21 protein-coding genes are annotated in these 22,887 nt (G+C 49.8%); 4 read left to right on the top strand and 17 right to left on the bottom strand.

The features are described 5' to 3' along the window. Window positions 1-14: 14 nt before the first annotated feature. The 6 genes from LN737_RS27255 to LN737_RS27230 form a co-directional block, all read right to left on the bottom strand. Complete coding sequence (locus LN737_RS27255) at window positions 15-1,094, bottom strand: efflux RND transporter periplasmic adaptor subunit (RefSeq protein WP_405513841.1); 1,080 nt, start codon at window positions 1,092-1,094, stop codon at window positions 15-17. Window positions 1,095-1,157: 63 nt separating this feature from the next. After that, entirely contained in the window at window positions 1,158-2,426 is a 1,269-nt protein-coding gene (locus tag LN737_RS27250; protein ID WP_405513839.1) for a TolC family protein, read from the bottom strand. A gap of 118 nt (window positions 2,427-2,544) precedes the next feature. Continuing rightward, window positions 2,545-3,378, bottom strand: coding sequence for a ThuA domain-containing protein (locus LN737_RS27245; RefSeq protein ID WP_405513837.1), 834 nt, complete (start codon window positions 3,376-3,378; stop codon window positions 2,545-2,547). Between the two features lie 31 nt (window positions 3,379-3,409). Further along, on the bottom strand, window positions 3,410-4,777 hold the full coding sequence (locus LN737_RS27240; protein WP_405513835.1) for a cell wall metabolism sensor histidine kinase WalK: 1,368 nt from the start codon (window positions 4,775-4,777) through the stop codon (window positions 3,410-3,412). A 94-nt stretch (window positions 4,778-4,871) separates the two neighbouring features. Continuing rightward, a complete protein-coding gene (locus tag LN737_RS27235) occupies window positions 4,872-5,561 on the bottom strand; it encodes a response regulator transcription factor (protein ID WP_405513833.1) in 690 nt (229 codons plus the stop codon). Between the two features lie 234 nt (window positions 5,562-5,795). Next, window positions 5,796-6,038 (bottom strand): type B 50S ribosomal protein L31, encoded by a 243-nt coding sequence (locus LN737_RS27230; RefSeq protein ID WP_405513831.1) that lies wholly within the window; start codon window positions 6,036-6,038, stop codon window positions 5,796-5,798. A gap of 486 nt (window positions 6,039-6,524) precedes the next feature. On the opposite strand from LN737_RS27230, the gene LN737_RS27225 reads away from it, so the two are divergent. The 3 genes from LN737_RS27225 to LN737_RS27215 all read left to right on the top strand — a co-directional run bounded on the left by LN737_RS27225 (window position 6,525) and on the right by LN737_RS27215 (window position 10,470). Then, window positions 6,525-9,005, top strand: coding sequence for a ribonucleoside-diphosphate reductase subunit alpha (locus LN737_RS27225; RefSeq protein WP_405513829.1), 2,481 nt, complete (start codon window positions 6,525-6,527; stop codon window positions 9,003-9,005). Window positions 9,006-9,437: 432 nt separating this feature from the next. After that, on the top strand, window positions 9,438-9,626 hold the full coding sequence (locus LN737_RS27220; RefSeq protein ID WP_405513828.1) for a hypothetical protein: 189 nt from the start codon (window positions 9,438-9,440) through the stop codon (window positions 9,624-9,626). Between the two features lie 238 nt (window positions 9,627-9,864). Next, complete coding sequence (locus LN737_RS27215; protein WP_405513826.1) at window positions 9,865-10,470, top strand: DUF1684 domain-containing protein; 606 nt, start codon at window positions 9,865-9,867, stop codon at window positions 10,468-10,470. A gap of 120 nt (window positions 10,471-10,590) precedes the next feature. Here the strand turns inward: LN737_RS27215 and LN737_RS27210 are convergent, their stop codons facing one another. Beyond that, window positions 10,591-12,315 (bottom strand): arylsulfatase, encoded by a 1,725-nt coding sequence (locus LN737_RS27210; RefSeq protein ID WP_405513825.1) that lies wholly within the window; start codon window positions 12,313-12,315, stop codon window positions 10,591-10,593. A gap of 272 nt (window positions 12,316-12,587) precedes the next feature. Between LN737_RS27210 and LN737_RS27205 the strand changes: the two genes are divergently transcribed. After that, a complete protein-coding gene (locus LN737_RS27205) occupies window positions 12,588-13,883 on the top strand; it encodes an alpha/beta hydrolase family protein (RefSeq protein WP_405513823.1) in 1,296 nt (431 codons plus the stop codon). A 111-nt stretch (window positions 13,884-13,994) separates the two neighbouring features. Here LN737_RS27205 and LN737_RS27200 read toward each other — a convergent pair whose 3' ends face one another. The 10 genes from LN737_RS27200 to LN737_RS27155 all read right to left on the bottom strand — a co-directional run bounded on the left by LN737_RS27200 (window position 13,995) and on the right by LN737_RS27155 (window position 22,690). Continuing rightward, window positions 13,995-15,011, bottom strand: coding sequence for a ScyD/ScyE family protein (locus tag LN737_RS27200; RefSeq protein WP_405513821.1), 1,017 nt, complete (start codon window positions 15,009-15,011; stop codon window positions 13,995-13,997). 242 nt (window positions 15,012-15,253) lie between these two features. Then, window positions 15,254-15,424 carry a DUF1059 domain-containing protein gene (locus LN737_RS27195; RefSeq protein WP_405513820.1) on the bottom strand — a complete coding sequence of 57 codons (171 nt, stop codon included), beginning with the start codon at window positions 15,422-15,424 and terminating at the stop codon, window positions 15,254-15,256. 227 nt (window positions 15,425-15,651) lie between these two features. After that, complete coding sequence (locus LN737_RS27190; protein ID WP_405513818.1) at window positions 15,652-16,524, bottom strand: c-type cytochrome; 873 nt, start codon at window positions 16,522-16,524, stop codon at window positions 15,652-15,654. A gap of 174 nt (window positions 16,525-16,698) precedes the next feature. After that, window positions 16,699-17,523 carry a hypothetical protein gene (locus LN737_RS27185; protein WP_405513816.1) on the bottom strand — a complete coding sequence of 275 codons (825 nt, stop codon included), beginning with the start codon at window positions 17,521-17,523 and terminating at the stop codon, window positions 16,699-16,701. 46 nt (window positions 17,524-17,569) lie between these two features. Further along, the gene (locus tag LN737_RS27180) at window positions 17,570-18,070 is read right to left on the bottom strand and encodes an energy transducer TonB (protein ID WP_405513815.1); all 501 of its coding nucleotides are present in this window, start codon (window positions 18,068-18,070) and stop codon (window positions 17,570-17,572) included. Between the two features lie 81 nt (window positions 18,071-18,151). Beyond that, entirely contained in the window at window positions 18,152-19,135 is a 984-nt protein-coding gene (locus LN737_RS27175) for an MBOAT family protein (protein ID WP_405520548.1), read from the bottom strand. An 8-nt stretch (window positions 19,136-19,143) separates the two neighbouring features. Beyond that, window positions 19,144-19,638, bottom strand: a complete 495-nt coding sequence (locus tag LN737_RS27170; RefSeq protein WP_405513813.1) for a hypothetical protein — start codon at window positions 19,636-19,638, stop codon at window positions 19,144-19,146. 12 nt (window positions 19,639-19,650) lie between these two features. Then, the gene (locus LN737_RS27165; protein ID WP_405513811.1) at window positions 19,651-20,727 is read right to left on the bottom strand and encodes a hypothetical protein; all 1,077 of its coding nucleotides are present in this window, start codon (window positions 20,725-20,727) and stop codon (window positions 19,651-19,653) included. Window positions 20,728-20,823: 96 nt separating this feature from the next. Continuing rightward, complete coding sequence (locus LN737_RS27160; protein ID WP_405513809.1) at window positions 20,824-21,282, bottom strand: DUF6623 family protein; 459 nt, start codon at window positions 21,280-21,282, stop codon at window positions 20,824-20,826. A gap of 208 nt (window positions 21,283-21,490) precedes the next feature. Next, window positions 21,491-22,690 (bottom strand): glycoside hydrolase family 5 protein, encoded by a 1,200-nt coding sequence (locus LN737_RS27155; protein WP_405513808.1) that lies wholly within the window; start codon window positions 22,688-22,690, stop codon window positions 21,491-21,493. Window positions 22,691-22,887: the final 197 nt, after the last annotated feature.

The following is a 22,887-nucleotide window of genomic DNA, read 5'->3' as shown; positions in this document are numbered from 1 at the left end:
TTGCTTTTTCCTGCTTAATTATTCAGTGCGTTGTATACCAGCAGCTGATTTCTGGAAATGACTTTTTCGCCAGTCCTGACACCTTTCTGGACGTAGGCTAGGTTACCCAGCGACTTGAGTACGTTGACTTCGCGGGTTTCGATGTCAGAACGGCTGCGAAACACCATTACGTAGTGCTTGGAACGGTCGAAAATGACGGCTCCTGCCGGTACAGTGGCTAGTTGTCCGCCATCTTCGTAGCGTAACGTAACGGTTGCGTGCATCTCAGGGCGGAGTTTAATGCCCCGGTTCTGAAGTCGAATCCGAACGGTCATCGCTTTAGTATTCGGATCCAGTACCGTATAAATTTTGTCTACCTTCCCGGCAAATAGCTCATCGGGGTAGCTAAGTGTCTGAATGCTGGCATCCATACCAATACGTACCCGCCTGATGTCGCTCTCGTTGACATTGGCCAGCACCCAGACCTCGCTGATCTGTCCAATTGTAAACAGATTATCGGCGTTGTCGGAGCGGAGCTGCATGTCGCGGTTGACGTTTTTTTCGATGACGTACCCGTCGATGGGCGCTTTTACGGTGTACATGGAGGCTTTGCCGATGCCATAAATCCGCGATACCTCTTTCACCCGTGTGGCTTCCGCCTGGGCTTTTTCCACTTCTTTCTGAGCCGCCACTACTTCACGCTGTGAGGTGAGTTTGGTTTCGAATAAATCCTGGGCGACGCGCAGATTCTTCTCGGCCAGTAACAAATCTGACTGGGCCTGAATCGACTCCCGTTCCAGCTCGGCTACTTCGCCCGACCGAATGGAAGCCAGTTTCTGCCCTTTGTGGACAAAATCGCCTAATTCGACATCGACTTCTTCAACACTTCCACCTACCAGCGGGAACACTTTAATGACCCGATTCTCATCGGCAACCACCTTGCCGACCAGCGTTAGTTCGCTCCGTACGGGCTGAGTTGTCACACTGTCGATCTTAATGCGGTGCATCATCGTGTCAGATAGCATAAATGCTTTGGCCTCTTCCTGGGTCGGCTTGGGGCCGCATGAGCCAAGGATAGACAAACAGCCGAGAAGTAAAACAAGATTGGTTTTCATTGGAATACCGGAAGTTTCATCCGGCTTTGTAGGATGTTGCAACAGAAATTTTCTAAGCCTCTGCTATCGGAATAAATCTTCGCCGATGAAATAATTCAGTTCCTCGTAGGCGCTGACCCGGTCTGCTTTCAGGCGATTCAACTGGCTAATGCTGTCGTTGTAGGCTTCAATCAGATCGACGAATTCGAGCAGGGAGATATTCCCTTTCTGGAAGTTGACGACAACCCCTCGGTTCAGTTCATCAAACTGATCCGTAAACTGTTGCTCGACCGATTGAACCCGTCGTTCTACTTCCCGAACTTTTTGCAGGGCCGTAGCCACTTCGTTGTTTACCTGCATGACCTTCTGCCGCTGCAACTGGGTCTGGTAACTGATCTGGCTGCGGGCGGCCCGGATGGCTCCCTGGTTGCGGTTGAAAAACGGAATGTCGGTCGATACCGACAGGCCAACATAGTTCTGGACGTAGCTTCCAGCCTGATCGTACGTGCCGCCTACGCGCATATCCGGCACCGCCAGCGCACGCTGCAGGTTGTAGTTCAATTCTGCCTGCCGGGTCAGCGACTCCGTCGCTTTCAGATCGGGCCGGTTTCGCAGGGCTATCTGCTGGAGGGTATCCTCCGACTGTAAAGGCAGTTGGTAGCGGGCTAATGACTCATCGAGCACCACCGGCTTGATAGGCTGATCAATGGAAAGGAGGGTACGCAGAGCACGCTGATCGTCGGCTAATTGGAACACGATAGCAGTTCGGTCGTTGTTCAGCTGAAACAGCAGGGCTTTTAGCCGGAGCAACTCACGGAGTGATACGTTATTTCGGTTATACTGAACCTCATAGGCCGACACCGTAGTCTGGAGCGTAGCCAGTTGCTGATCGAATCGGGCCAGCGTTTTTTGCTGAAAATAAATGGAATAGAACCGGCTTCGCAGATCGAAACGAAGGCCACGCAACAGATCGAGTAGTTCGAATTCAGTGAGCCGGGCAGCTTCTGAGGCCAGCGCGATACGTTTGTTACGTTTTCCGGCCGTATACAGCAACTGCTGAATGGCAATAATTTTCTGCCCCTGTCTGCCTACGTCCAGTACCCGCCGGGCTTCGCTGTTATACGTACTCAGTTCAACGCTGATAGTCGGATTGTCGTAGAGACTTGCCTGTAACAACTGCGCCTGACTGGCCTCAATGCGAAATCGTTCGGCCAGCAGCAGCAGGTTGTTTTTTACAAACAGGCTGTCGGCCTGCTGCAGCGTCAGGCGCATAGAATCCGGCTCAGTAGTCGTTTGGGCCTGAGCGGGGAGAATAACTCGAATGAAAACCAGTAAGAAAATAAGCAGCCGCATGAATTTTATAAATACGGCTGTAAAGGTCTGTTACGTACGTTAAAGCAGACTTAGAGATGGCTTATAGGAGCTTTAGAAAAAGATTAGAAAAAAATTAGAGAGTTCAGGAATTGCATGGCTACTTCTTTCCACTACCCAGCCATAGCAGGCTATCGATGATGAGCTTATTCTGGTCGGCACTGTCGAATGATGAGGAAAGCTCTTTGTTGGTTTTGTTTTCGTAATCAATGTCGTTGTGGCCCATGTTGAGATACAGCATCCGGTATTTTTTATTCGTCCAGACGACGGGATAATAACCGCTATGCCAGATCTCATGAGGTTTGGGGCCAGTGCCCAGCGGAAAACTGCTCGGGTCGATCGACAGTAGAATATCAATGTTTGGATTGGTTCGTAAATCCTTTTCCCATCGGTACCACTCATTCGCGGCCGATTTGAACGTTTGAGGCAATTGTTTTGTGGCCGGGTGCTTACGGTTTTCCACCTGCAGAACGGCCGGGGTTGGTCGCCACGTATTGCTTTTGTATTGCCCCGATCCCAAAAATTCATTGTGATACCAGTCCCAGTTTTGCGGATAGGCGGAGGGAGTCAGGGCAAAAGCCGCGAAATGAAAGCCCATCCAGGCACCCCCGTTTTCCACGTAGGTTTGAAACACTGCTCGTTGTTCGGGTGCTTCGGGGCGCGTATCCAGGAACAGAACTACCTGGTACTTAGCCAGAAACGTAGCGTTCAGGTTAGTCCAGTTCGAGGTGGTGTCGTAGGTAAACTGGTATTTGGCGGCCATTTGCGGAAACCATCGATTGGCTTCGTGTACAAAACTGATGTGCGCCTGATCGTTTTTGGCTGTAAAAAAAGCAATTACGTTAAATTTTGAGGGTTGAGCCGTAACGGTGGTGAGCAGACAGAATAGGCACAATGCAGTAGCAGCAACAGCTTTTTTATGGAGAGAAAGCATCCGATTATAGAGTTAAGCGCAAATGGTAAGTTTAGATATGCGGTAGTGAAACCGTAAAGGTGCTTCCTGTTCCCAGTTTACTGTCTACCGTCAGTGTGCCTCGGTGCAATTCAATTAATTTGGCTGAAATGGATAAGCCAATCCCAAAGCCATCATAGCCTAACGCATTCTGGGCTCGGTAAAATGGCTCAAAAATATGCTGAATATCGCTGGGCGACATGCCGATACCCCGATCGTGGATGGCAATGTGGCACACCTGCGGATCGGTGCTGATCCGCACCTGCGCCCTGTGATCAGGCGAGTATTTACAGGCGTTGTCAAACAGATTGAGAAGGACCTGTCTGAGCAAATCTTCATTGCCTTCAACAATGGTTTCAGTCTCTGTTTCGGGAATGTTCTGGAAATCAACCTCAATCCGGTAATCAGGTCTGACACCGGCTAGTTCATCTTTCACTTCAAAAACAATATCGTCGATTCGCACTGGCTGCAAGGGCACCTGACTGCTGCTTTCCATGGTGCGAGCCAACAATAACAGGCTATTGGTCAGCCCGATAAGCCGGTCTGCATCCGTCATTAAATTCTTCAGTACGTCTTCATGCTCTCCGATACTCAACGGCCGTCGGAGCCCGAGCTGGATTTCTGATTTCAGGGCCGCCAGCGGAGTCCGGAGTTCATGGGATGCGTGCGAAACGAAACTGCGCTGCTGGTCGAACGCCTGCTGAAGGCGCTCCAGTACGTTGTTGAAGTTCATAGCCAGCCGGGCAATTTCATCCTGCCGATTGCCTTCATCCAACCGTTTCTGAAGGTTTCGGGCTGTGATTGTCGACACCTCCTGATTGATCTGATTAATCGGACGTAACGACTGACCAGCGAAGAAAATACCCAGCCCGATTGTGATGCTTATGCCTGCCAGCAGGCCCCATCCGAGTGTCAGTCGTAAGTTATCCAGCTTGCTTTTCCCGAACTGGTCATAGGCTGACGCCAGCACCACCAGATCGCGTCCGTTCTGCTGATAAAGCAATCCGATCAGTTCATTATGTCCGCTGAACGTTTCCACATCTTTCTGTTTGCGTACCTCGTCCAGAAGTGACGTTTTATAATGGATAACCTGATCATCAACACTGGAATAAATCAGCCGGTTTTTTGCATCGAAAATCAGGACCTTCTCATCAAACAGCGCCGTCAGCGTATTGTGGTCAATGATTTTGAGTAGTTCGCGGTCAACTTCTTTTACTTCGATCAAAAAACGCACCGTTGTCCGCGCCTTATTTTTCAGCCGATCATAAAACTCCTCTCGCCGGTACGTAGCCGATACCAGATAAATCAGGACCGAGAATACGATCAGAATGGAGGCTACAATCAGCGAAAACTGGAGCGCTATGCGGTTTCGGATGGTCATAGAGAAAGGAGCGGGGTGCAAAGAGCAAGGTGCAAGGGGCGGGGGGTAGGGGCGTAGTGGAAACCATGCTCCGCGCTCCCTGCACCCCGCTAGCTTATTCCTCTTTTAACACATACCCCATGCCGGAGCGGGTATGGATTAATTTAGGTTCAAAATCACGGTCAATTTTTTTACGAAGGTAATTGACATAGACCTCTACTACGTTCGTACCCGGATCGAAATTAAGATTCCAGACAGTTTCGGCAATATCGACTTTTGAGAGTACCCGCCCCCGGTTCCGCATCAGGTATTCGAGCAGGGCAAATTCGCGGGCGGTCAGATCAATCAGAACGCTATCACGCCGAACCTCTTTTGTCGTCAGGTTAATGGTCAGGTTAGCCAGTTTCCAGATTTCTTCGGCTCTCGGTCGTTCCATGGTGCCAGCTACCCGCCGGAAGCAGGTGGCTACCCGCGCTACCAGTTCGCGAAAATCGAACGGTTTTACTAGATAGTCATCGGCCCCCAGCGAAAGCCCCTCCACTTTATCCTCGATCTCGCCCAGGGCGGTAAGCATAATTATAGGCAACTGTGGCTTTTCGGCCCGAACGCTCCGGCACACCTCAAACCCACTCAGGCCCGGCAGATTTATGTCCAGAATCAGCAGATCAACGCCCGGTTGTAGCGCTATTTGCCGCCCGTTCAGACCCTCATAGACCACTTCTGTTGCATACCCCTCTTCCTGAAGTCCCCGGCTGATATTCTGGGCGATACGTCGGTCATCTTCAATAATTAAGATTTTTTTCATACAGAAATAACCGGCTGAAACCTTGTCAAAGAATGATTCGGCAACTTGATCGTTGTTAAGAAATTCGATCCAGCGTCTATCCGTATAACGAACGGATGTGCTAATATGATTAGGCCAAACAACGCCATAACGGTCTTGCCGGATACGCACTATGGGTATTGACCCGCTTAAAAACAAAAATTCCCTCAACACACGAATTGTATTGAGGGAACTCCAGACAAGTGCCTGGTGAAATTACTTCGTGCCGTAACGCTTGCGGAACTTGTCCACGCGACCGGCTGTATCCAGCAGTACGTTCTTACCTGTATAGAACGGGTGCGACTGCGAGCTAACTTCAATTTTTACGAGTGGGTAGGTTTTGCCTTCGAACTCGATGTTGTCTTTTGTTTGAACCGTTGAGCGCGTCAGGAATTTATAGTCGCTCGACAGGTCGTGGAATACCACATCGCGGTAGTCCGGGTGAATGCCCTTTTTCATGATCTGATCTCAGTTTCTTGTCATCTTCTCGGTTTCCGACCGAAAAGGACTGCAAAGGTACGGTGTTTTTCATGATTGGCAAACCATTTTTTGCCTTCTTTTCGGACGTTACGTATAAATTAACAAATAAATACCATTGCCTAATAATCAAGTAATAAACGCTTGTGTCTCTATCAGTTTCTTACTACTTTTCCAGACCAATACGTTTCCGCTGCGAAACAGAACCCGGCGAGGTTTTACCCCGCTTCTGGTAAATAAAAAATCTCTTTTTTAATTTCTAAGACTACTTCTCCAATGGGTTATTGTTAAAGCGCTAAGGGTGACGGCTTAACAATTTCGTAACCTGCCTGGTAGAGTTGCACGTTTCAAGGATTCACAAAAACAACCGAACTATTCGGGTTGTTTTTCCGTCTTTTTCGGGACAACTTTAAGGCTAATTCGACTCGAATCTCTCATTTTTCATATATATCAATAAGCCCAAAACTCATGTACGTAATCAAACGTGATGGCCGCCGGGAATCCGTCAAGTTCGACAAAATCACGGCTCGAATCGAGAAGCTGTGCTATGGTCTCGATCCAGCTTATGTGCAGCCCGTAGAGGTCGCTGTAAAAGTCGTTAGTGGTCTGTATGACGGTGTTAAAACCACCGAGCTCGACAATCTGGCTGCCGAAACCGCTGCATCGATGACGACCAAGCATCCCGACTACGCTATTCTGGCCGCCCGGATCGCTATCTCAAACCTGCACAAGGAGACCAACAAATCGTTCTCTGGTACGATCAAGAAGCTCTATCACTATGAAGACCCCAAGACCGGTGAAAACGCATCGCTGATTTCGCGGGAAGTTTATGACGTAGTACGTCAGCACGCTGCCCTTCTCGACTCGACAATCATCTACGACCGGGATTACGGCTATGATTACTTTGGCTACAAAACCCTTGAAAAATCGTACCTGCTGAAACTCGACGGACGGATTGCCGAACGGCCACAGCACATGCTGATGCGTGTAGCGGTGGGCATTCATATAGAAGACGTCGATGCCGCCATCGAGACCTACAATCTGCTTTCAGAGAAGTGGTTCACCCATGCTACCCCAACGCTGTTCAACGCTGGAACGCCCAAGCCGCAGATGTCGAGCTGCTTCCTGCTGACAATGAAGGACGATTCCATCGAAGGTATTTACGATACGTTAAAGCAAACTGCCAAAATTTCACAGTCGGCGGGTGGGATTGGTTTGAGCATTCACAACGTTCGGGCAACGGGAACGTACATCAAAGGTACCAACGGTACGTCGAACGGAATTGTACCGATGCTCCGCGTTTTCAACGACACGGCTCGTTACGTCGATCAGGGTGGGGGGAAACGTAAAGGTTCGTTTGCTATTTATCTGGAACCCTGGCACGCTGATATCTTTGACTTCCTCGATCTGAAAAAGAATTCGGGTAAAGAAGAATCCCGCGCCCGCGACCTGTTCTATGCACTCTGGACCCCCGATCTGTTCATGAAGCGCGTAGAAGCCGACGACGTCTGGTCGTTGTTCTGCCCGCATGAGTGCCCTGGTCTGGCTGATTGCTATGGTGATGAATTTGAGGCATTGTATGAACGCTATGAGCGTGAAGGCCGCGCTCGCCGGACGGTAAAAGCGCAGGAACTGTGGTTCAAGATTCTGGAATCGCAAACCGAAACGGGTACGCCTTACATGCTGTATAAAGATGCAGCCAACAAGAAGTCGAACCAGAAAAACCTCGGTACGATCAAATCGTCGAACCTCTGCACCGAAATCATCGAGTACACCGCAGCCGACGAAGTTGCCGTTTGTAACCTCGCATCGATTGCCCTGCCGAAGTTTATTACGCGGGGTACCGATGGCATCATGCGGTTCGATCACCAGAAGTTGTATGAAGTGACCAAAACGGCGACCCGCAACCTCAACAAGATTATCGATATCAACTACTACCCGGTAGAAGAGGCTCGTCGGAGCAACATGCGCCACCGGCCCATTGGTCTGGGCGTGCAGGGGCTGGCCGACGCGTTTATCATGCTGCGGATGCCGTTTGAATCGGAAGAAGCGCGTCGCCTGAACGAAGATATTTTTGAGACGATTTACTTTGGTGCCATGACCTCCTCCATGGAGCAGGCGAAGGAATCGGGACCTTACGAAACCTGGAAAGGTTCACCAATTTCGGAAGGTAAATTCCAATTCGATCTGTGGGGTGTAAAACCAAAATCGGGACGCTGGGATTGGGAAAGCCTGCGTAAGGACGTAGTAGAACACGGTGTTCGGAACTCGCTGCTGCTCGCTCCAATGCCGACGGCTTCGACTTCGCAGATTCTGGGCAACAATGAGTGCTTCGAGCCGTATACCAGCAACATCTACACGCGCCGTGTGTTGTCGGGCGAATTTGTCGTCGTGAACAAACATCTGCTTAAAGACCTCGTAAAACTGGGCTTGTGGAATGATGCGATGAAGAACAACCTGATTCTGGCCAACGGCTCGGTTCAGCAGATTCCGAACATTCCGCAGAACATCAAAGACCTGTACAAAACTGTTTGGGAGATCAAGCAGAAGCACATCATTGACATGGCCGCCGACCGGGGAGCCTACATCTGCCAGTCGCAGTCGCTGAACATCCACATTCAGGATTCGAACTTCGGCAAGTTGACGTCCATGCACTTCTACGCCTGGAAAGCGGGTCTGAAAACGGGGATGTATTACCTGCGTACGAAAGCTGCTGCGGATGCGGTTAAATTTACTGTTGTTCAGCCACAAGCCGAGCCACAACTGGAACCGGCGATGGCCGAAACCGCACCGGTCGAAAAACCACTTGATTACGCACAGTACGCCAAAGAGCACGCGACCAACGCTACTCCGGCTCCTGTGCCGATGGTAACGGACCTCGAACAGCAATATGCCGCCATGACCTGCTCGCTCGACGATCCGGAAGGCTGCGAAATGTGCGGATCGTAAACCCAAAGAAAAGCGTAAAGCAACGGCCGCGGGAGGTAACGCTTCAAAATGGCCCGTCGCTGATGAGTAAAATAATTTTAAAGAGCCTACGGCCCACAACTGCTTTAATTACAAGCTAGTTGTGGGCCGTAACTTTACAAAGAATGAATCGAGACAAAGCCTATTATCAAAGTCTACTACGTCATTTAGAATACACACAACTAGAATCTGTCGGTGAGCTATTACAAATAGAGTTAGCCGTTTACGAAATACAGAAGTTATTATAGGAAATGCTGGAAATAGATGAGTATGACAACCCAAGATTAGATAATCTGAAGTCAGGGCTCAGACGGTTGAGAAAGAAACATGAAATCCTATACCATGAGCTAGACAACTTGGAATTGGATATTTCTCATGTTAAATTTATGATAGAAAACTTAAGCAGGGATGCTGATGACAAGTAAAAACCAGGATAAAGTCGAAGAAATAGCTCGAAAAGGCGAAGCTATTGTTGGTGATGCACTGGCAAAGGCAGATAGTCTATTAGCTAAAACAGCCACACTACGTTATCAAGTTAATCTGTTAAAAGATGGATTGGCGAAAGAAATCGCAGTTGCCGAGCAGAAGAAAAGGCTAGCCTAATAAAAGAAATCGAAACATAAAAAAGGCCTACAGATACTCATTAGATCTGTAGGCCTTTTTCTGTTTTGGGGCTCCATTACAATCTGGCATGATACCGTACGGCTTTTCACGCAGAAACGTACGGGAGAAAAAGTGCGGTATTATACCAAATCAACGTATCGCTGCTGCTTTGTCTGGCTTTCCGTATCTTTGACTCTTTTCAGAAAAGCCCTCGTTTCACCTGATCTAGCTCCGATTTATGCGCTTTCTGTTCGCTCTGCCCATTTGCCTGCTAAGTATAGTCGCGATGGCCCAAACGCCATTTGCTGACCAGCTTGCCACACACCGCGAAACCTACAAAAAAGACTTGCTAAAATCGGCAGGGGGACCGTTGGCGTCGGAAGAGGATTTGGCATATGTGCAGTTTTACGAGCCTGATTCGACGTATCGCATAACCGCTACGGTGCAGCTAACGCCTAAAGCTGAACCGTTTGAGATGCCGACATATAACGGAAAAACGAGGCCACACGTCTCCTATGCGATTTTATCCTTCGTGCTCAACGGCAAGAAACAGCAATTGACGCTGTATCGAAATCTGAACGTGATTCGGATGCCGGAATTTCGTGATTATTTATTTCTGCCGTTCAAAGACGCTACGTCGGGAAAAGAAACCTACGGTGGCGGCCGCTACATCGATTTCCGCACAAAAGACATTAAAGAAGGTCAGTTGATTATAGATTTTAACAAAGCCTATAATCCGTACTGCGCTTATCAGGAAGGCTATCCCTGCCCGATTCCGCCCAAAAACAATACGTCGCCGGTGGCTATTAGAGCCGGTGAAAAAACGTACGGGAAGGAGCACTAAGCTAACGTCGATCAGTGGAACGCTTCGTATGTAGCACCGACCGTCCCGGTCGGGTGAGTATGTAACACGCCCGACCGGGACGGTCGGTGCTACATCCAATCAAAAGGGTATATTCAGCCCTTAGTCTGCCTGCTTTTTCCGGCCCGGTTTCGGAAATACCTGGTGCGAACCGGCCCACTGCTGCCACAGCTTAGCCAACTGACGTACTTTATCGGGATGCTGGGCGGCAACATTCTGTGTCTCGGATTTATCGGTAGCCAGATTAAAGAGCTGCCAGGTGCTGTCGCGGCTTGCTGAAACCAGTTTCCAGTTGCCTGATCGGGCGTACCGCGCCCCAAAATGCTCGTTAAACAAGGTTTCGTGACCAACCGACGTCTTTCCCTTAAAAGAAGGTACCAGACTAATTCCCGTGGTAGGCGTAATGGCGTGGCCTTTGTTCGTTTTTGGATACGTAGCACCCGTTAGTTCGGTGAATGTGCTCATGAAATCCATGACGTGGCCAACCTGCCCGCTGAAGGAGCCTTTTTTCGCCGTGATGCCTTTCGGCCAGAAGGCGACCAGGGGTGTGTGAATGCCCCCTTCATACGACTCTGCCTTCCAGAACGCGTAGGGTGTGTTGGCTACGTTGGCCCAGCGCTGGCCTATCGATGCATAGGATGTTTCGGTGCCGGGCATGATCTGCTTCTTCAGGTCGTAGATAATCTTTCGGCCATCGCGGGTTTCGTCAGGTCGGTCGAAGCCGGGTCCGTAAGCCGCGCAGTTTTCGGGGCTCGCGCCGTTGTCCGACAAAAACAGGATCAGGGTATTGTCAAGCTGACCTGTTTCACGCAGGGCTTTTATCATACGACCAATGCCCTGATCCATCCGATCAATCATGGCGGCATGAACTGCCATTGCCTGGGCATCCCACGCCTTATCGGCGTTCGCTTCCCAGGACAGGTCATTCTGCCAGCGTTCCGGGAGTTTGGTCTGCGCTGAATTAAGGAGACCTGACTGGGTCATTTTCTGATAACGGGCTTTCCGAATGGCGTCCCAGCCTGATTTGTACGTGTCCTTGTATTTCGCAATGTCTTCAGGCAGTGCCATCAGCGGCCAGTGCGGGGCCGTTTCGGCTACGTAGATAAAAAATGGTGCCGATGCTTTAGCGAAAGATTTGATGTATTCTACGGTGGTATCACTGATGGCATCGGTATGATAATAATTTTTCGGTACCTGCTTGATCGGCTTGGTACCACTCACCAGACTAAAAGGGTCGAAAAAATCGACTACGCCCCAGATATTGCCAAAATACTTATCAAACCCCCGGCTCGTTGGGTATTGGTCGATAGGGGCAAAATCACCGTAATCCTTTTTGTGATTCAGCCAATCCAACTGCTCTTGCGGGTTTTTCTGTACGTTGGTGTTCGATACATGCCATTTGCCGGTCATAGCTGTCTGGTAGCCAGCGTCTTTGAGTACTTCAGCCAACGTAACAGTATTCTCCGTCAGGTGGCCGCGATAACCGGGTTCATCTTCGGCATCGGTCATCTTACCGATACCGGCCTGCTGGTTGTAGAGGCCAGTGAGCAAGGACGCTCGGGTCGGGCAGCAACGCGACGTATTGTAGAACTGCGTGTAGCGAATTCCGTTAGCAGCCAGGTAATCAAGGTTCGGCGTATGAATTTCGCCACCGTAGCAGCCTAAATCCGAGAAACCCATATCGTCGGCCATAATCACAATGATGTTGGGCCGCTGGTCCGCTTTAGGTGACGGCAAGGGCGTCTTTCCCTTCTCAAACCCGCCAAACATCAGTATGGACGCAACAGCCAGCACGGGTAATGACGTAACAAACAGCCACTTTTTCATAGTAGTTTTATCCGTTGGGTTTGGGGCCATTGCCTACGAGCCTCATGCTCGGTGCAAACATAACCCCACGCGTACTAATGTTAACGACCAGCGCGCTCGGAATGAAAACGAAATCGTCAACCGCTTCGACGGGCTGTACCATTGCTGGCTAAGTGCCCAACGCGGTAGCGTATTGGTCGTATTGTTCATAACAATGAAGGTGGTAATATTGTGGACAAGCGGAACCTGCTTCCGGCTTGGCGTTACGTTATCCCGAATTGCTCTTGAAGTCTATGAAAATTAAGTCTATCTGTTACGTAGTTACCCTGTTGGTTTCGCTGGGAACGGTTTCGTTTGCCCAAACGCCCGGCGATGTTTTTATAAATGGCGATCTGCTTCCCAATTCGCCTGACTTGGCGGCTCGGGGTAATCAGGGCGTTGGCGTACGGACCCTGAAACTGGTTCACCCAGGGCAGGTCGATATCTTGCATACGAAAGACGGCAAACAACCGCTTTATGATCGGCCGTTGACTGTCGAAATCTGGTACCCAGCCACCGTCCCGGCCAGCAAACCGACTACAGTAACGTACGAATCCGTATTTGGCCGGGCCAATGATCCCAAACGTCCACTCGTCCCTTTCACCTTTATGGGCCGGGCTAGTCGCGATGCCGAGCCGGACCTCAGCGCGGGTCCCTATCCACTGGTTATCGTTTCACACGGCTACCCCGGATCACGCCTTTTGCTGACTTACCTGACCGAAAATCTGGCTTCAAAAGGGTACGTAGTCGTTGCAATCGACCATACCGAATCGACTTATAGCGATCTGGCCGCATTTCCGAGCACACTGCTAAACCGACCCCTCGATGATCTGTTTGTGCTGAACGAAATGGCCCGGCTGGGTGCTAAAACCAGTAAGACGTTTCTGGCCGGTCTACTCAATGTCGATAATACGGCGTTGATCGGCTATTCGATGGGGGGCTACGGGGTCCTCAATGTGGCCGGAGCGGGTTTTAGTCCACAAGCACTAAAAATGTTTGGCCAAATGGCTACAGGGAGCACTGCTCTTGAACCCCGCACAATGGATTCGCCTGCTTACAAAGCATCTATGGATGCCCGGATTAAGGCTGTAGTAGCGTTTGCTCCCTGGGGAATGGAGCGGGGTGTATGGGATACTAACGGATTGGCGGGTCTGACTCTGCCAACGCTGTTTGTAGCGGGGAGCAAAGACGACGTATCGGGTTATGAAAAAGGTATAAAAGCCATTTACGACGGTGCCATCCATGCGGATCGGTATCTGCTCACATACGTTAATGCCCGGCATAACGTAGCACCTAATCCGCCACCACCGGCGTCACTACGACCAGGCGTATCGGCCGATGACTACATGCATTACGCCGAACCCGCCTGGAATGAACACCGCATCAACAACATCAACCAGCACTTCGTCACGGCGTTTCTGGGAATGCACCTGAAAAAACTTGATTATGCAAAGTACCTGGACCTGCCCGAAACAGATGCCGCCGGACCCTGGACCGGTTTTAAACCGCGCATGTCTGTCGGGCTGGAAATGCGTCATGCCAAACCCTGAAATGTGTTGATGAAGCTGGTTGTGCTGACGGAAATCATCGATAGAAGTTAAAACAGAAAAGGCTTGTTCATTGGACGAACAAGCCTTTTCTGTGAACGAAAAATGGATATACTAGAACGTAATTTTCGATACCGTACCGTTGCCCAGACTGGTTAGGTAAGCCGTATGGCTATCGCTCATCTTCAGGTCGGTTGGCAGGTTGAGGTTGTCGAGCAATACGGTGCTGGTTGTTCCGTTGGCCCGTATTAGTTGCCCCGTATTGGCACCGAAGCCCATAGCTCCGAATACACCATGCCGAAGCACCAGCGATTGACCGTTGCCATCATTTTCAATGTCGACCAGGCTGGTAAATCCTTTCTGATAGACAGACAGATTACCCGAAAGGTCCATCTTGTAAATAACAGCAGTTCCTACTGGGAATGGGAATCCGATCAGGGTGCTGATCCGGAAATTCGTACCGTCGAACGTAATCCCCGTGGGTACCGCCTGAATGAAAGGTGGGCCTGGAGGAGGACCAGCCGGATTTGGATTGGCAACGCTTGGGACTTCAGCCATCACACTCAATGCACCCGTTGACGAACGACGAATGATGGCATTGGCAGCAGCATCGGTTATATACAATGCCCCATCCGGACCCATAACCATGTTATACAAGTGCGATTCGCCTGTATCGTTGGTGAAATTATGATTTATTACCCACTGCTGAATGAATTCAGGTGTCAGCGTTGACGCATCAATGGCTGGCGAGCCGGTTTTAATGGCAGCTACGTTGATTGTATAAAGTCCCTTATCCGTTAAAATGTACAGCCAGCCATTTGCGTATAAAATGTGATCTGGGCCCGAAAGCTCACTGCCCTGAAAAACCTCGGAGTGAAAGCCGGTGATAATCGGGTATACTTTACCATCTGGGGTTATTTCAGATAAGCGGCCGTCGTTTTTTCCAGTACCCTGTTCGATCACAAAGACCCGGCCCTTGCCATCACTTTCAACGCTAATCGGCGAGGCTAGATTAGACGCCAGCGTCGTAACGTTTAGTTGCGGGGGCGCACTCGGAATCTGGTGGTCCTGACACCCAGCTATTGTCAGGGCGGTCAATAGGGAAATGGAGAGGTTGAGTTTGTAATTCATGGTTAAATTGATGGTTAAAATCGGTGTGCACCAGTTAAGGAAGTTGATTAAGTAGTGCGGTGAAAAAGCGATGAAAATCGGGTAAACGTACTGAATACAACAGGTAGACCGCTTGGATTACAGACAATCATCCACTACAGCGTGCTGTTGACACTGTCTTACGATATATAGAATACTGTGTAAAACAATAGAAAGCGATTGCAAAGGCAGACCGTTGTTGACAGGAGCGTAAACTGGGGTGTTTATTTGTCCCGAATCAGGCTCTTGATGCCTGCTGCTAATTCAGGAGTGACCGTAACGCCATGTACTGCCTGCGCATGTTGGGCCGCCTGCGCCAGTACCTCCTCTTCGGTAGTTGCTTGCACTACGGCCTCGCAATCGAAACCGGCATCTCTGCAGTGTAGAGTTTTCATAGTTCTTGGTTGGGGTTATGGAAATCATTTATCAGCACCATTGGCAGATACCTGTAAGGCAGGATTACCTGATTAGTTCAATGGAAAAATCTAATAAAATCGCTGTAATGTTATGTGTAAATGCTTTAAATGTCAACTAGTTACTCGATAATAGATCATTAAAGTCCCTATTATTGAGTAAGCGGTAAAAGCCGTTGCTTTTACCGCTCATCTGGTTACCGCTCCACTTATTTAACCTGATGCAGATACAGGTAAACGGCTTTCAACTCATCGTCGGAATACGTAAACGATTTAACCGGCATATACTTGCTCAGCACACGTCCTTCAGGGGTTATTCCGGTATGAAACAACTTGACAAAACCCTCCTGCGACCACTTGCCTAGTTTTCCGGTCGATGAAATATCCGGTATGGGCGGTTCTTCGGGCGAATGCGAAGCGGCTCCTTTAAAATTTGCCGTATGACACCCCTGGCACGTAACGGCCAGGTATTTACCGTAGTCGGCACTAACGGTCAGCTTTACGTCGTCGACATACGTAGCAGTATGGTCAATCTTTTCGGCTGCCAGCAGTGGAAACTCGCCCATAAACGTAAGCACACGCCCGAGCGGTTTGAGTGATTTCTGAGGCACTGTTTTATCAACTGGTGGTTGTTTTTTAACGTAGCTGATTAGGGCAGCCATATCCTGATTCGATAATCCGCAGATTTCGTGCGAAGGCATAAACCAGAGTGGTTTGTTGTCTTTTCCAAGGCCATGACGTAACGCCCGAATCCAGTCCTGATCCGTGTATTGAATGCCGCCTTTGCCACTCGTGATGTTTGAAGCCTGTAGTATTCCGATAGGGGAACTTTCATCGGCAAAGACTTCGCCGGTTGCGAGATTTTCGCCATGACAGCCCAGGCAGCCCCTGATTTCGGCTATGTGTCGGCCCACTGCGTACGAGGCTGAATCATCGGGAATGGTTAAGGTCTGAAGTTTTACATCATATACTTTGTTGATACCCGCTTCCGTTTTGACGTAGACAATACCATAAAAAACGATGAGCAGGAGAACAAAGCAACCCACTACGATGCCGGTCCATTTGAGTATCTTCTTGAGCATATTAATTGGTGGAGATAGTTAAGCATAAATCACAGGATTACCATATTGACGTCAGCCGGATTATACAGATTTCATTGTATAAAAAAATCAGCACATCAGGATGGCAATCGCGATTCGTTCGAAAGGTAAGAAAATTCAACAGCCCAGGTTTTTCTGGTTTAGCCAACGGTTGAATCAGTACTTGTATTCGCCCGGGAGGATCTGAACCCGGTAACCACCACGGGTGCCCGGCTTGATGAAAGCTACCCCGATAGCTTCCAGAAGCTGGCGTTTGGACTGACTGGCCCCCACCTCCGCTTTTTGTAAGTACCCGTGTGCAATGGCGTATTTGACAATCGGAATCGCTTTTGCCTTCGCCTGTTGTTCTGTAATCGTTGAGGCTGAGTCGTCCATCACTTTGATGGCAAATAGGGCCAGCCTGTCGTCAAGCACCAGCGCGATTTCATTCACCTGAATGGTTTTATTGCCAACCAGCCATTCCTGCTCTTTTTCCAGAGAAACTTCCTGGCCCGGACTCGTTGATATCTGAGTTGAGTTCGGACTGGCCGCGTATTTTGGAAGAAAGCCCATAATAGCCACGGATTGTGCATTCTTAAAAGCAACATCAATCAGAACCGCAGCAATCCCTTTGGTGACATCGCTTTTAAATTTATATGTATACATACTTAGTGTCTTCCCATTCTGGTAAGTCCGAAATCCTTTCATAAAAAGCAGCATTTCTTTGCCATACTGGGCCACCAGTTCCTCCAGTGCTTTACCAACTTTCTGGATTTCTTCTACGGTCATAGCCTTCTGCCCTTCCGGTTCGAGAAGAGACAGGGCGTGAGTATAATCTTTGTCAAGCAGAGCCGTGATAAAAGAACGGGCCGCATGATCCTGCGGATCGGATAAGGGTTGGGCCAGTACGTCCGTAGTTGATAAAAAACTCAGGAGCAGGCAGATGACTGTGTAGATACCCATTTTGTGCCCCATTTTGGTTTGAAAGCCTTGCGTTTCCATACTACAAAAGGTGGATTGAATAAGATAGTCAGCATTACGTGTTGGGCTATTTCTGATCGTCGATCGTGAAGGGTATAACCAGATTATATTTCACATTGACAGGTCGACCTGACTGTCTGCCGGGTTTCCAGGGGGGCATGTTTTTCACCAGTCGGACAGCCTCCTCATCGGTGCCGAAGCCCATTCCTCTCAGAATCTCTATCTGTTGAATAGCACCAGTTTTGGTCACAACAAAGCTGAGGAACACCTTGCCCTGAATGTTGTTTTTAAGCGCCACCTCCGGGTACCGTAAAAAACGACGGTAATACGCATCCAATTGAGGATTTCCACCCGGAAAGCTTGGAGGTTCTTCAACAATGGTAAAGATTTCGGAAGACTCGCTGCTGGTATCTGTGGAGGCTGCGGTCTGCCCGGTAGATTGGGCCGATTTGGTTCCTGAGTTACTGCGGGTACATGCCTCTATAAACCCGATCAGCAGCGCAATCAGCGAAAGCGCCGGAACGTATTTAAAGACAGGTCTACGAATTAATAAAGAGAACAGTGCCATTTTATTGAGTTGTTAACGGGAATGCATTACGTATCAAAATCTATTCCGATCGCTTACGGGTTTGCGTAAATAGATGGTACGTTAAAACTGGAAGTAGATGAACGAGCCACTGCTTTTCTGGGTCAGAATCACCAGTATCAGCAGGCCGGACCAACCCAGGCTTAACCCCCACCAGGGTAGCCGCTTCGATAAGGCCACCAGCGAGCTATCGCGCATGAGCCAATGGCAGGCAATCAGCACGATGGTGACAGCCCCGACTGTCAGGATGGCCAAATTCGTAAGCATGGGGGCACCGTTGGGAATAACCCCAAACATAGAAAGCAGAATCAGCATAGCGCCTTTGAAGGTAGGAGCCCGAAAAAACACCCACGTTACGTTCACCAGCAGCAGCGTCAGCATGGCCAGGCTGAACTTGGCGAACGTGTTGGAAAACCGTAACGGTGGAATGATCGACGCGCGGCTTACGGATTGTTCAGCCACAACCAGTTCCGCCCGTCTGGCCTGCCGTTTGGCTGCCCAGTCGCGCCAGAGCCGCTCGATGCAGAGGAATAGTCCGTGCAAGGCACCCCATACCACAAAGGTCCAGGAAGCGCCATGCCAGAGGCCACCCAGCAGCATGGTGATCATCAGGTTCACGTACGTTCTGACTGATCCGTGGCGGTTGCCCCCCAGTGGAATATAAAGGTAGTCGCGCAGCCAGGTCGAGAGCGTGATGTGCCAGCGACGCCAGAAATCCGAAAAGCCAATGGCTGCATAGGGGTAACGAAAGTTGTCGGGTAAGACGAAACCAAGGCACAGCGATACGCCAATGGCACAGGTCGAATACCCCGCAAAATCGCAGAAAATTTGCCCTGAAAAGGCCAGTACACCCATCCAGGCATCGAGAGTCTGAACCGGAAAAGGCAAGCTGAAAATCAGATCGGCCGGTTCGGCCAGCAGCCCATCAGCTACGGTTACCTTCATAAACAGACCCAGCGAGAGCAGAAACAAACCCCAGCTTAGTTGCTCGGCTGTAGCCCGGCGGGGTGTTTTGAACTGGGGAATCAGGTCTTCCGGCCGCACGATGGGTCCAGCTACCAGGTGCGGAAAGTACGTAACGAACAGGGCGAAATTGAGAAACGAAGGCTCGGGGCAAACTTGCGTCGGTACACATCCAGTGTATAGGAGAGCGTAACGAAGGTGTAGAACGAAATGCCAACCGGCAAAATAATGTCGGGTTTGGCCGCCTGAAAGGCTATGCCCATCGCTGACAACAAGGCCGTGAAGTTTTCCAGTAGAAAACCACCGTATTTGAAATAGCTGAGCATGCCCAGATTTAGTACCAGACTAACCGTTAGCAGGAGTTTTCGGCGGGTATGTCGCTGTTCGAGCGAAATCAATTTGGCCATGTAGAAATCCACTACGGTCGACAGCCAGAGCAGCAAAATAAAGGGCGGGTTCCAGAGGGCGTAAAACAGGTAGCTGGCCAGCAGTAGGTTTATCTTTTTGACCGTCCATGAAAAAGGTAGGTTATGCAGCACCAGAATGATCGCAAAAAAGACGACGAAGGTGTAGGAATTGAAGACCATAAACGTAGCGGATTAAAGCGGTGAGGACGTAGTGAATAAGGCTGTTTGAGCGGATTGTCGCTGAATCGACCAACCTGTTTTTTGCTCGATAATTGGAATCAGCTCTTTGGCAAACCGTACGGCATCGGTGGGGGTCAGGTGCGACCATTCCGGGCAATGGTAGTGGGTAAGCGCCGGGTAATCTTCAAAATGAATGCCCGGAGTTTGGGTATATGAAAGCAAACGATCCCAGTACAGCGCTCGTGGAAACATCTGCTTCTCGATTTCACGCATGGGGCCATCCGAGGGCGTTCGGATGAAGAGAACATGGCCTCCCCGTGCCCGAATCTGATCAATTGACTGTTTTGTTTCCTTTAAAATGTCGGCCAGCGGAGGGCCGCTGATTGCCTGTTTGGGGCTGTGGGCACCCACATCCTGCCACACTCGTTTTACTTTATTCTGGAGCGCCGTATCGGCTACAAAGGCTGGGGTCATCCTGGTTTGCCGATCAAATAGATTGACGGAAAATTCGTGCGGAAATTTTGGCCCGCCCCACACACCCGGCCGGGTAGGAATCGGCAATCGGTTCAGGAGCGGATTGAGGGCCAGGTTCAGGTCATCCAGAAAAAGCAGCCTGGCTTCCAGAACGCGGTTGATTTGAAAACTGATCTGTTGCGACAACGACCAGTTGGGGTAGGCCGTCACGCGCTTGTTGGCTTCACGTTCCGGAAAGGAGCCCGTTGGTGTAAAAAACAGCGGCTCCGTTACGTCGATCAGCAGGATGCCTTTAAACTTCGGATCATTACCTAAATCCGTCAGCAGTGGCCGGGGCGACGTACCAGGAAGGGATAGCTGAATGGGTTTCTGACCGGTAGTACGTTCCCAGGTGTCGAGGTCCAGATCGAACTTGATGCGTGAAGAGCCAATCAGCACGGGTCTGGCCGTGCTGCTCTGGTAAATCAGTTTCCGTTTGCTGGCCCACAGACTTTCATCGTCGTTGTACGACAGTACGTAGTTTTCGTGCCGCCAGTGGAGTTCCCAGCCGATGAAGAAAGCCAATACAAGGGTCAGGGTGAGCCAGGCCGCTTTTGTGTATGTCGGTGTGTTCATGAGTTTGGTGTGTTTAGAGAAAGTTCAGCCAGCGATTACGTTGCCAGTGGCACGGCTGAGCAACGCAAGGGCTGACTGAAACTGACGGGTGCTGGATTAAACCATAAAATCACCTCCGGTCGTACCGAGAATCAATCGCGACGGAGGAATGGCACTGTCAAATCCGATATCCGCGATGAAGAAAAAGGAGATGCCAATACCAAAGATTACCGTGTGCTGAGTGGCCAGGTTGAACGTATTTTGTCCGTCCAGACCTGTCCGGTGTTCACCTTTCAGGAATAAGCCGTTGAACTCCTGCACCTTAGATGAGCCGTCGTACACGTGTACGTTGCGAATGGAACCACCTTCGGCATCGAACAGAAGAAACACGCGTTGCAGGTGCGTCCGAACGTCGTTGACAATAACCGGCGTAGGTACCGAAATATGGAACCAGCTTCCTTTTCCAGGTTTAATGGACATATCAGCCCCCCAGCCGAAGTGACCGATACGTGATAAGTTTTCAGGTGATTCGACTGTCAGCCCACTTCCGTGTGCCCAGCTTGCATACATTTTCATGGCAATAGTTGTGTTTAGTGTACTCGTCTGACTGGCTGCGGGTTAAGCGGATAAACTGGTTTGCGAATACCGTCAGCGCTAATCATGGATTGAAAGTAGCTTATAGTTTTATAAGCTTGTATGGGCGTGTGTAAGTGGGCGAATTGAGTGTATAAGTGGGCTGACACTCAACAAAAAAAGCTGCTTTCATAGGCGGCTTATCGTTCTGTTAGAGTGGTCGGCTTAGTTTCATTAACTTCCGAATCAGGGGGCTTAATGTATCGTTTGTGCAGGTGACTACGCCAAACGAATCGGGTAGATTGACAACGTCTGGAACCGGGTCGAAAATGGTAAACGGGCCTTCAAAATCCCACCAGCACCAGTCAACATCGTGGGCTTTCAGGGCGATGAGCATGGCCGATATAAATCGCTCGATACTCCCATCGTCGGGAATGGCTGACAACGAACGATGGCAGCCCCATTCGCCACACCAGAGCGGAACATCGCCGTTACGTACCGACCAGGCTTTGGCATCATTGATGCGCCGAATCAGAAACGGTACGCTTCCCATGCCAAAGCCCGTTTTATTGCCGTTATCAACAGCATAATTATCGTATTTAAACTGCCCTTCGTTGAATCCACCTGGCGAGGTTTCGCATTTAGGAGAGGATACAAAAGGCGGCAGCGGCTGTTTTACCGGAAATGAAATGCCTGTGGTCTGATAACAGGGTTCAGCAATAAACCCCTGATTTGTAAAGAGCTTTGGTTCGTAGGAGTGAAAAGTATAGATGATATTGGGTAAATTCAGGGAAGAGAAGCCCATTAAGCCCGCATCCTCAACCCCCTCTTCATTCTCAAATCCGATGTCGTTCCAGTTGTTGCCACCCACCACCATCCACCGATTTGCATGCTGGGGAATGGTCCGTATGTCGTTGATAAGGTTAATGTAATTAGTCTTTAAGTCGGCGTTCAATATAGATGCATCCGCTTCATTGAAAATTTCAAAAACAACGTTGTCTCCCGCATTGAGAACAGACGGACGTTGAGCGATTTGCTGCCAAATGGCCAGTGGGCGGGCGAAATCAGCTGAAGTCGGAGCGTGATGATACGAAATAACCAGATTAAGATTGTTGGCCTGACAGGCGCTTATCATGTTGTCGAGCACTACCCAGTAGCGATGATCGTCCTCGATCAGATTGGTGTCTGTTGAAATCCAGCAGTGAAACGTAATGGGCAGACGGATGGTATCGAAACCCAGGTGATTGATCAAGGCTACGTGCGTGCTGGCTTCGCTGATTCTGGCCGGAGAGATCTGGTCGCGGAGTCCTCCGTTCGGATCGGGGTCCATGTAGTCTGTAAAGTTCAGTGCTTCGGTACCGCGCCATTGCCAGCAATAGCGGGAGTAGTTGATGCCTTTGCCTAATTTCATTGATAATGAGAGATTTAAGGGGGGTGTTGTCTATTTTGGAGAGCCGTAGTTTTAAAGTACAATCAACAGCCAGCTCAACAGAATCATTAGTAACAGTATGATTCCCATTACAATAGTACGTTGATGGCTCGCGGGTGGGTCCTGTTTCATCGGCTTCGTGTAACGTGAGTTTCAAACAGGAAAATAGCGCGCCCGAT

It is taken from the genome of Spirosoma sp. KNUC1025, assembly GCF_045160025.1.
In the GTDB taxonomy this organism is placed as follows: Bacteria; Bacteroidota; Bacteroidia; order Cytophagales; family Spirosomataceae; genus Spirosoma.
This window is presented reverse-complemented; position numbering and strand designations above follow the sequence as displayed.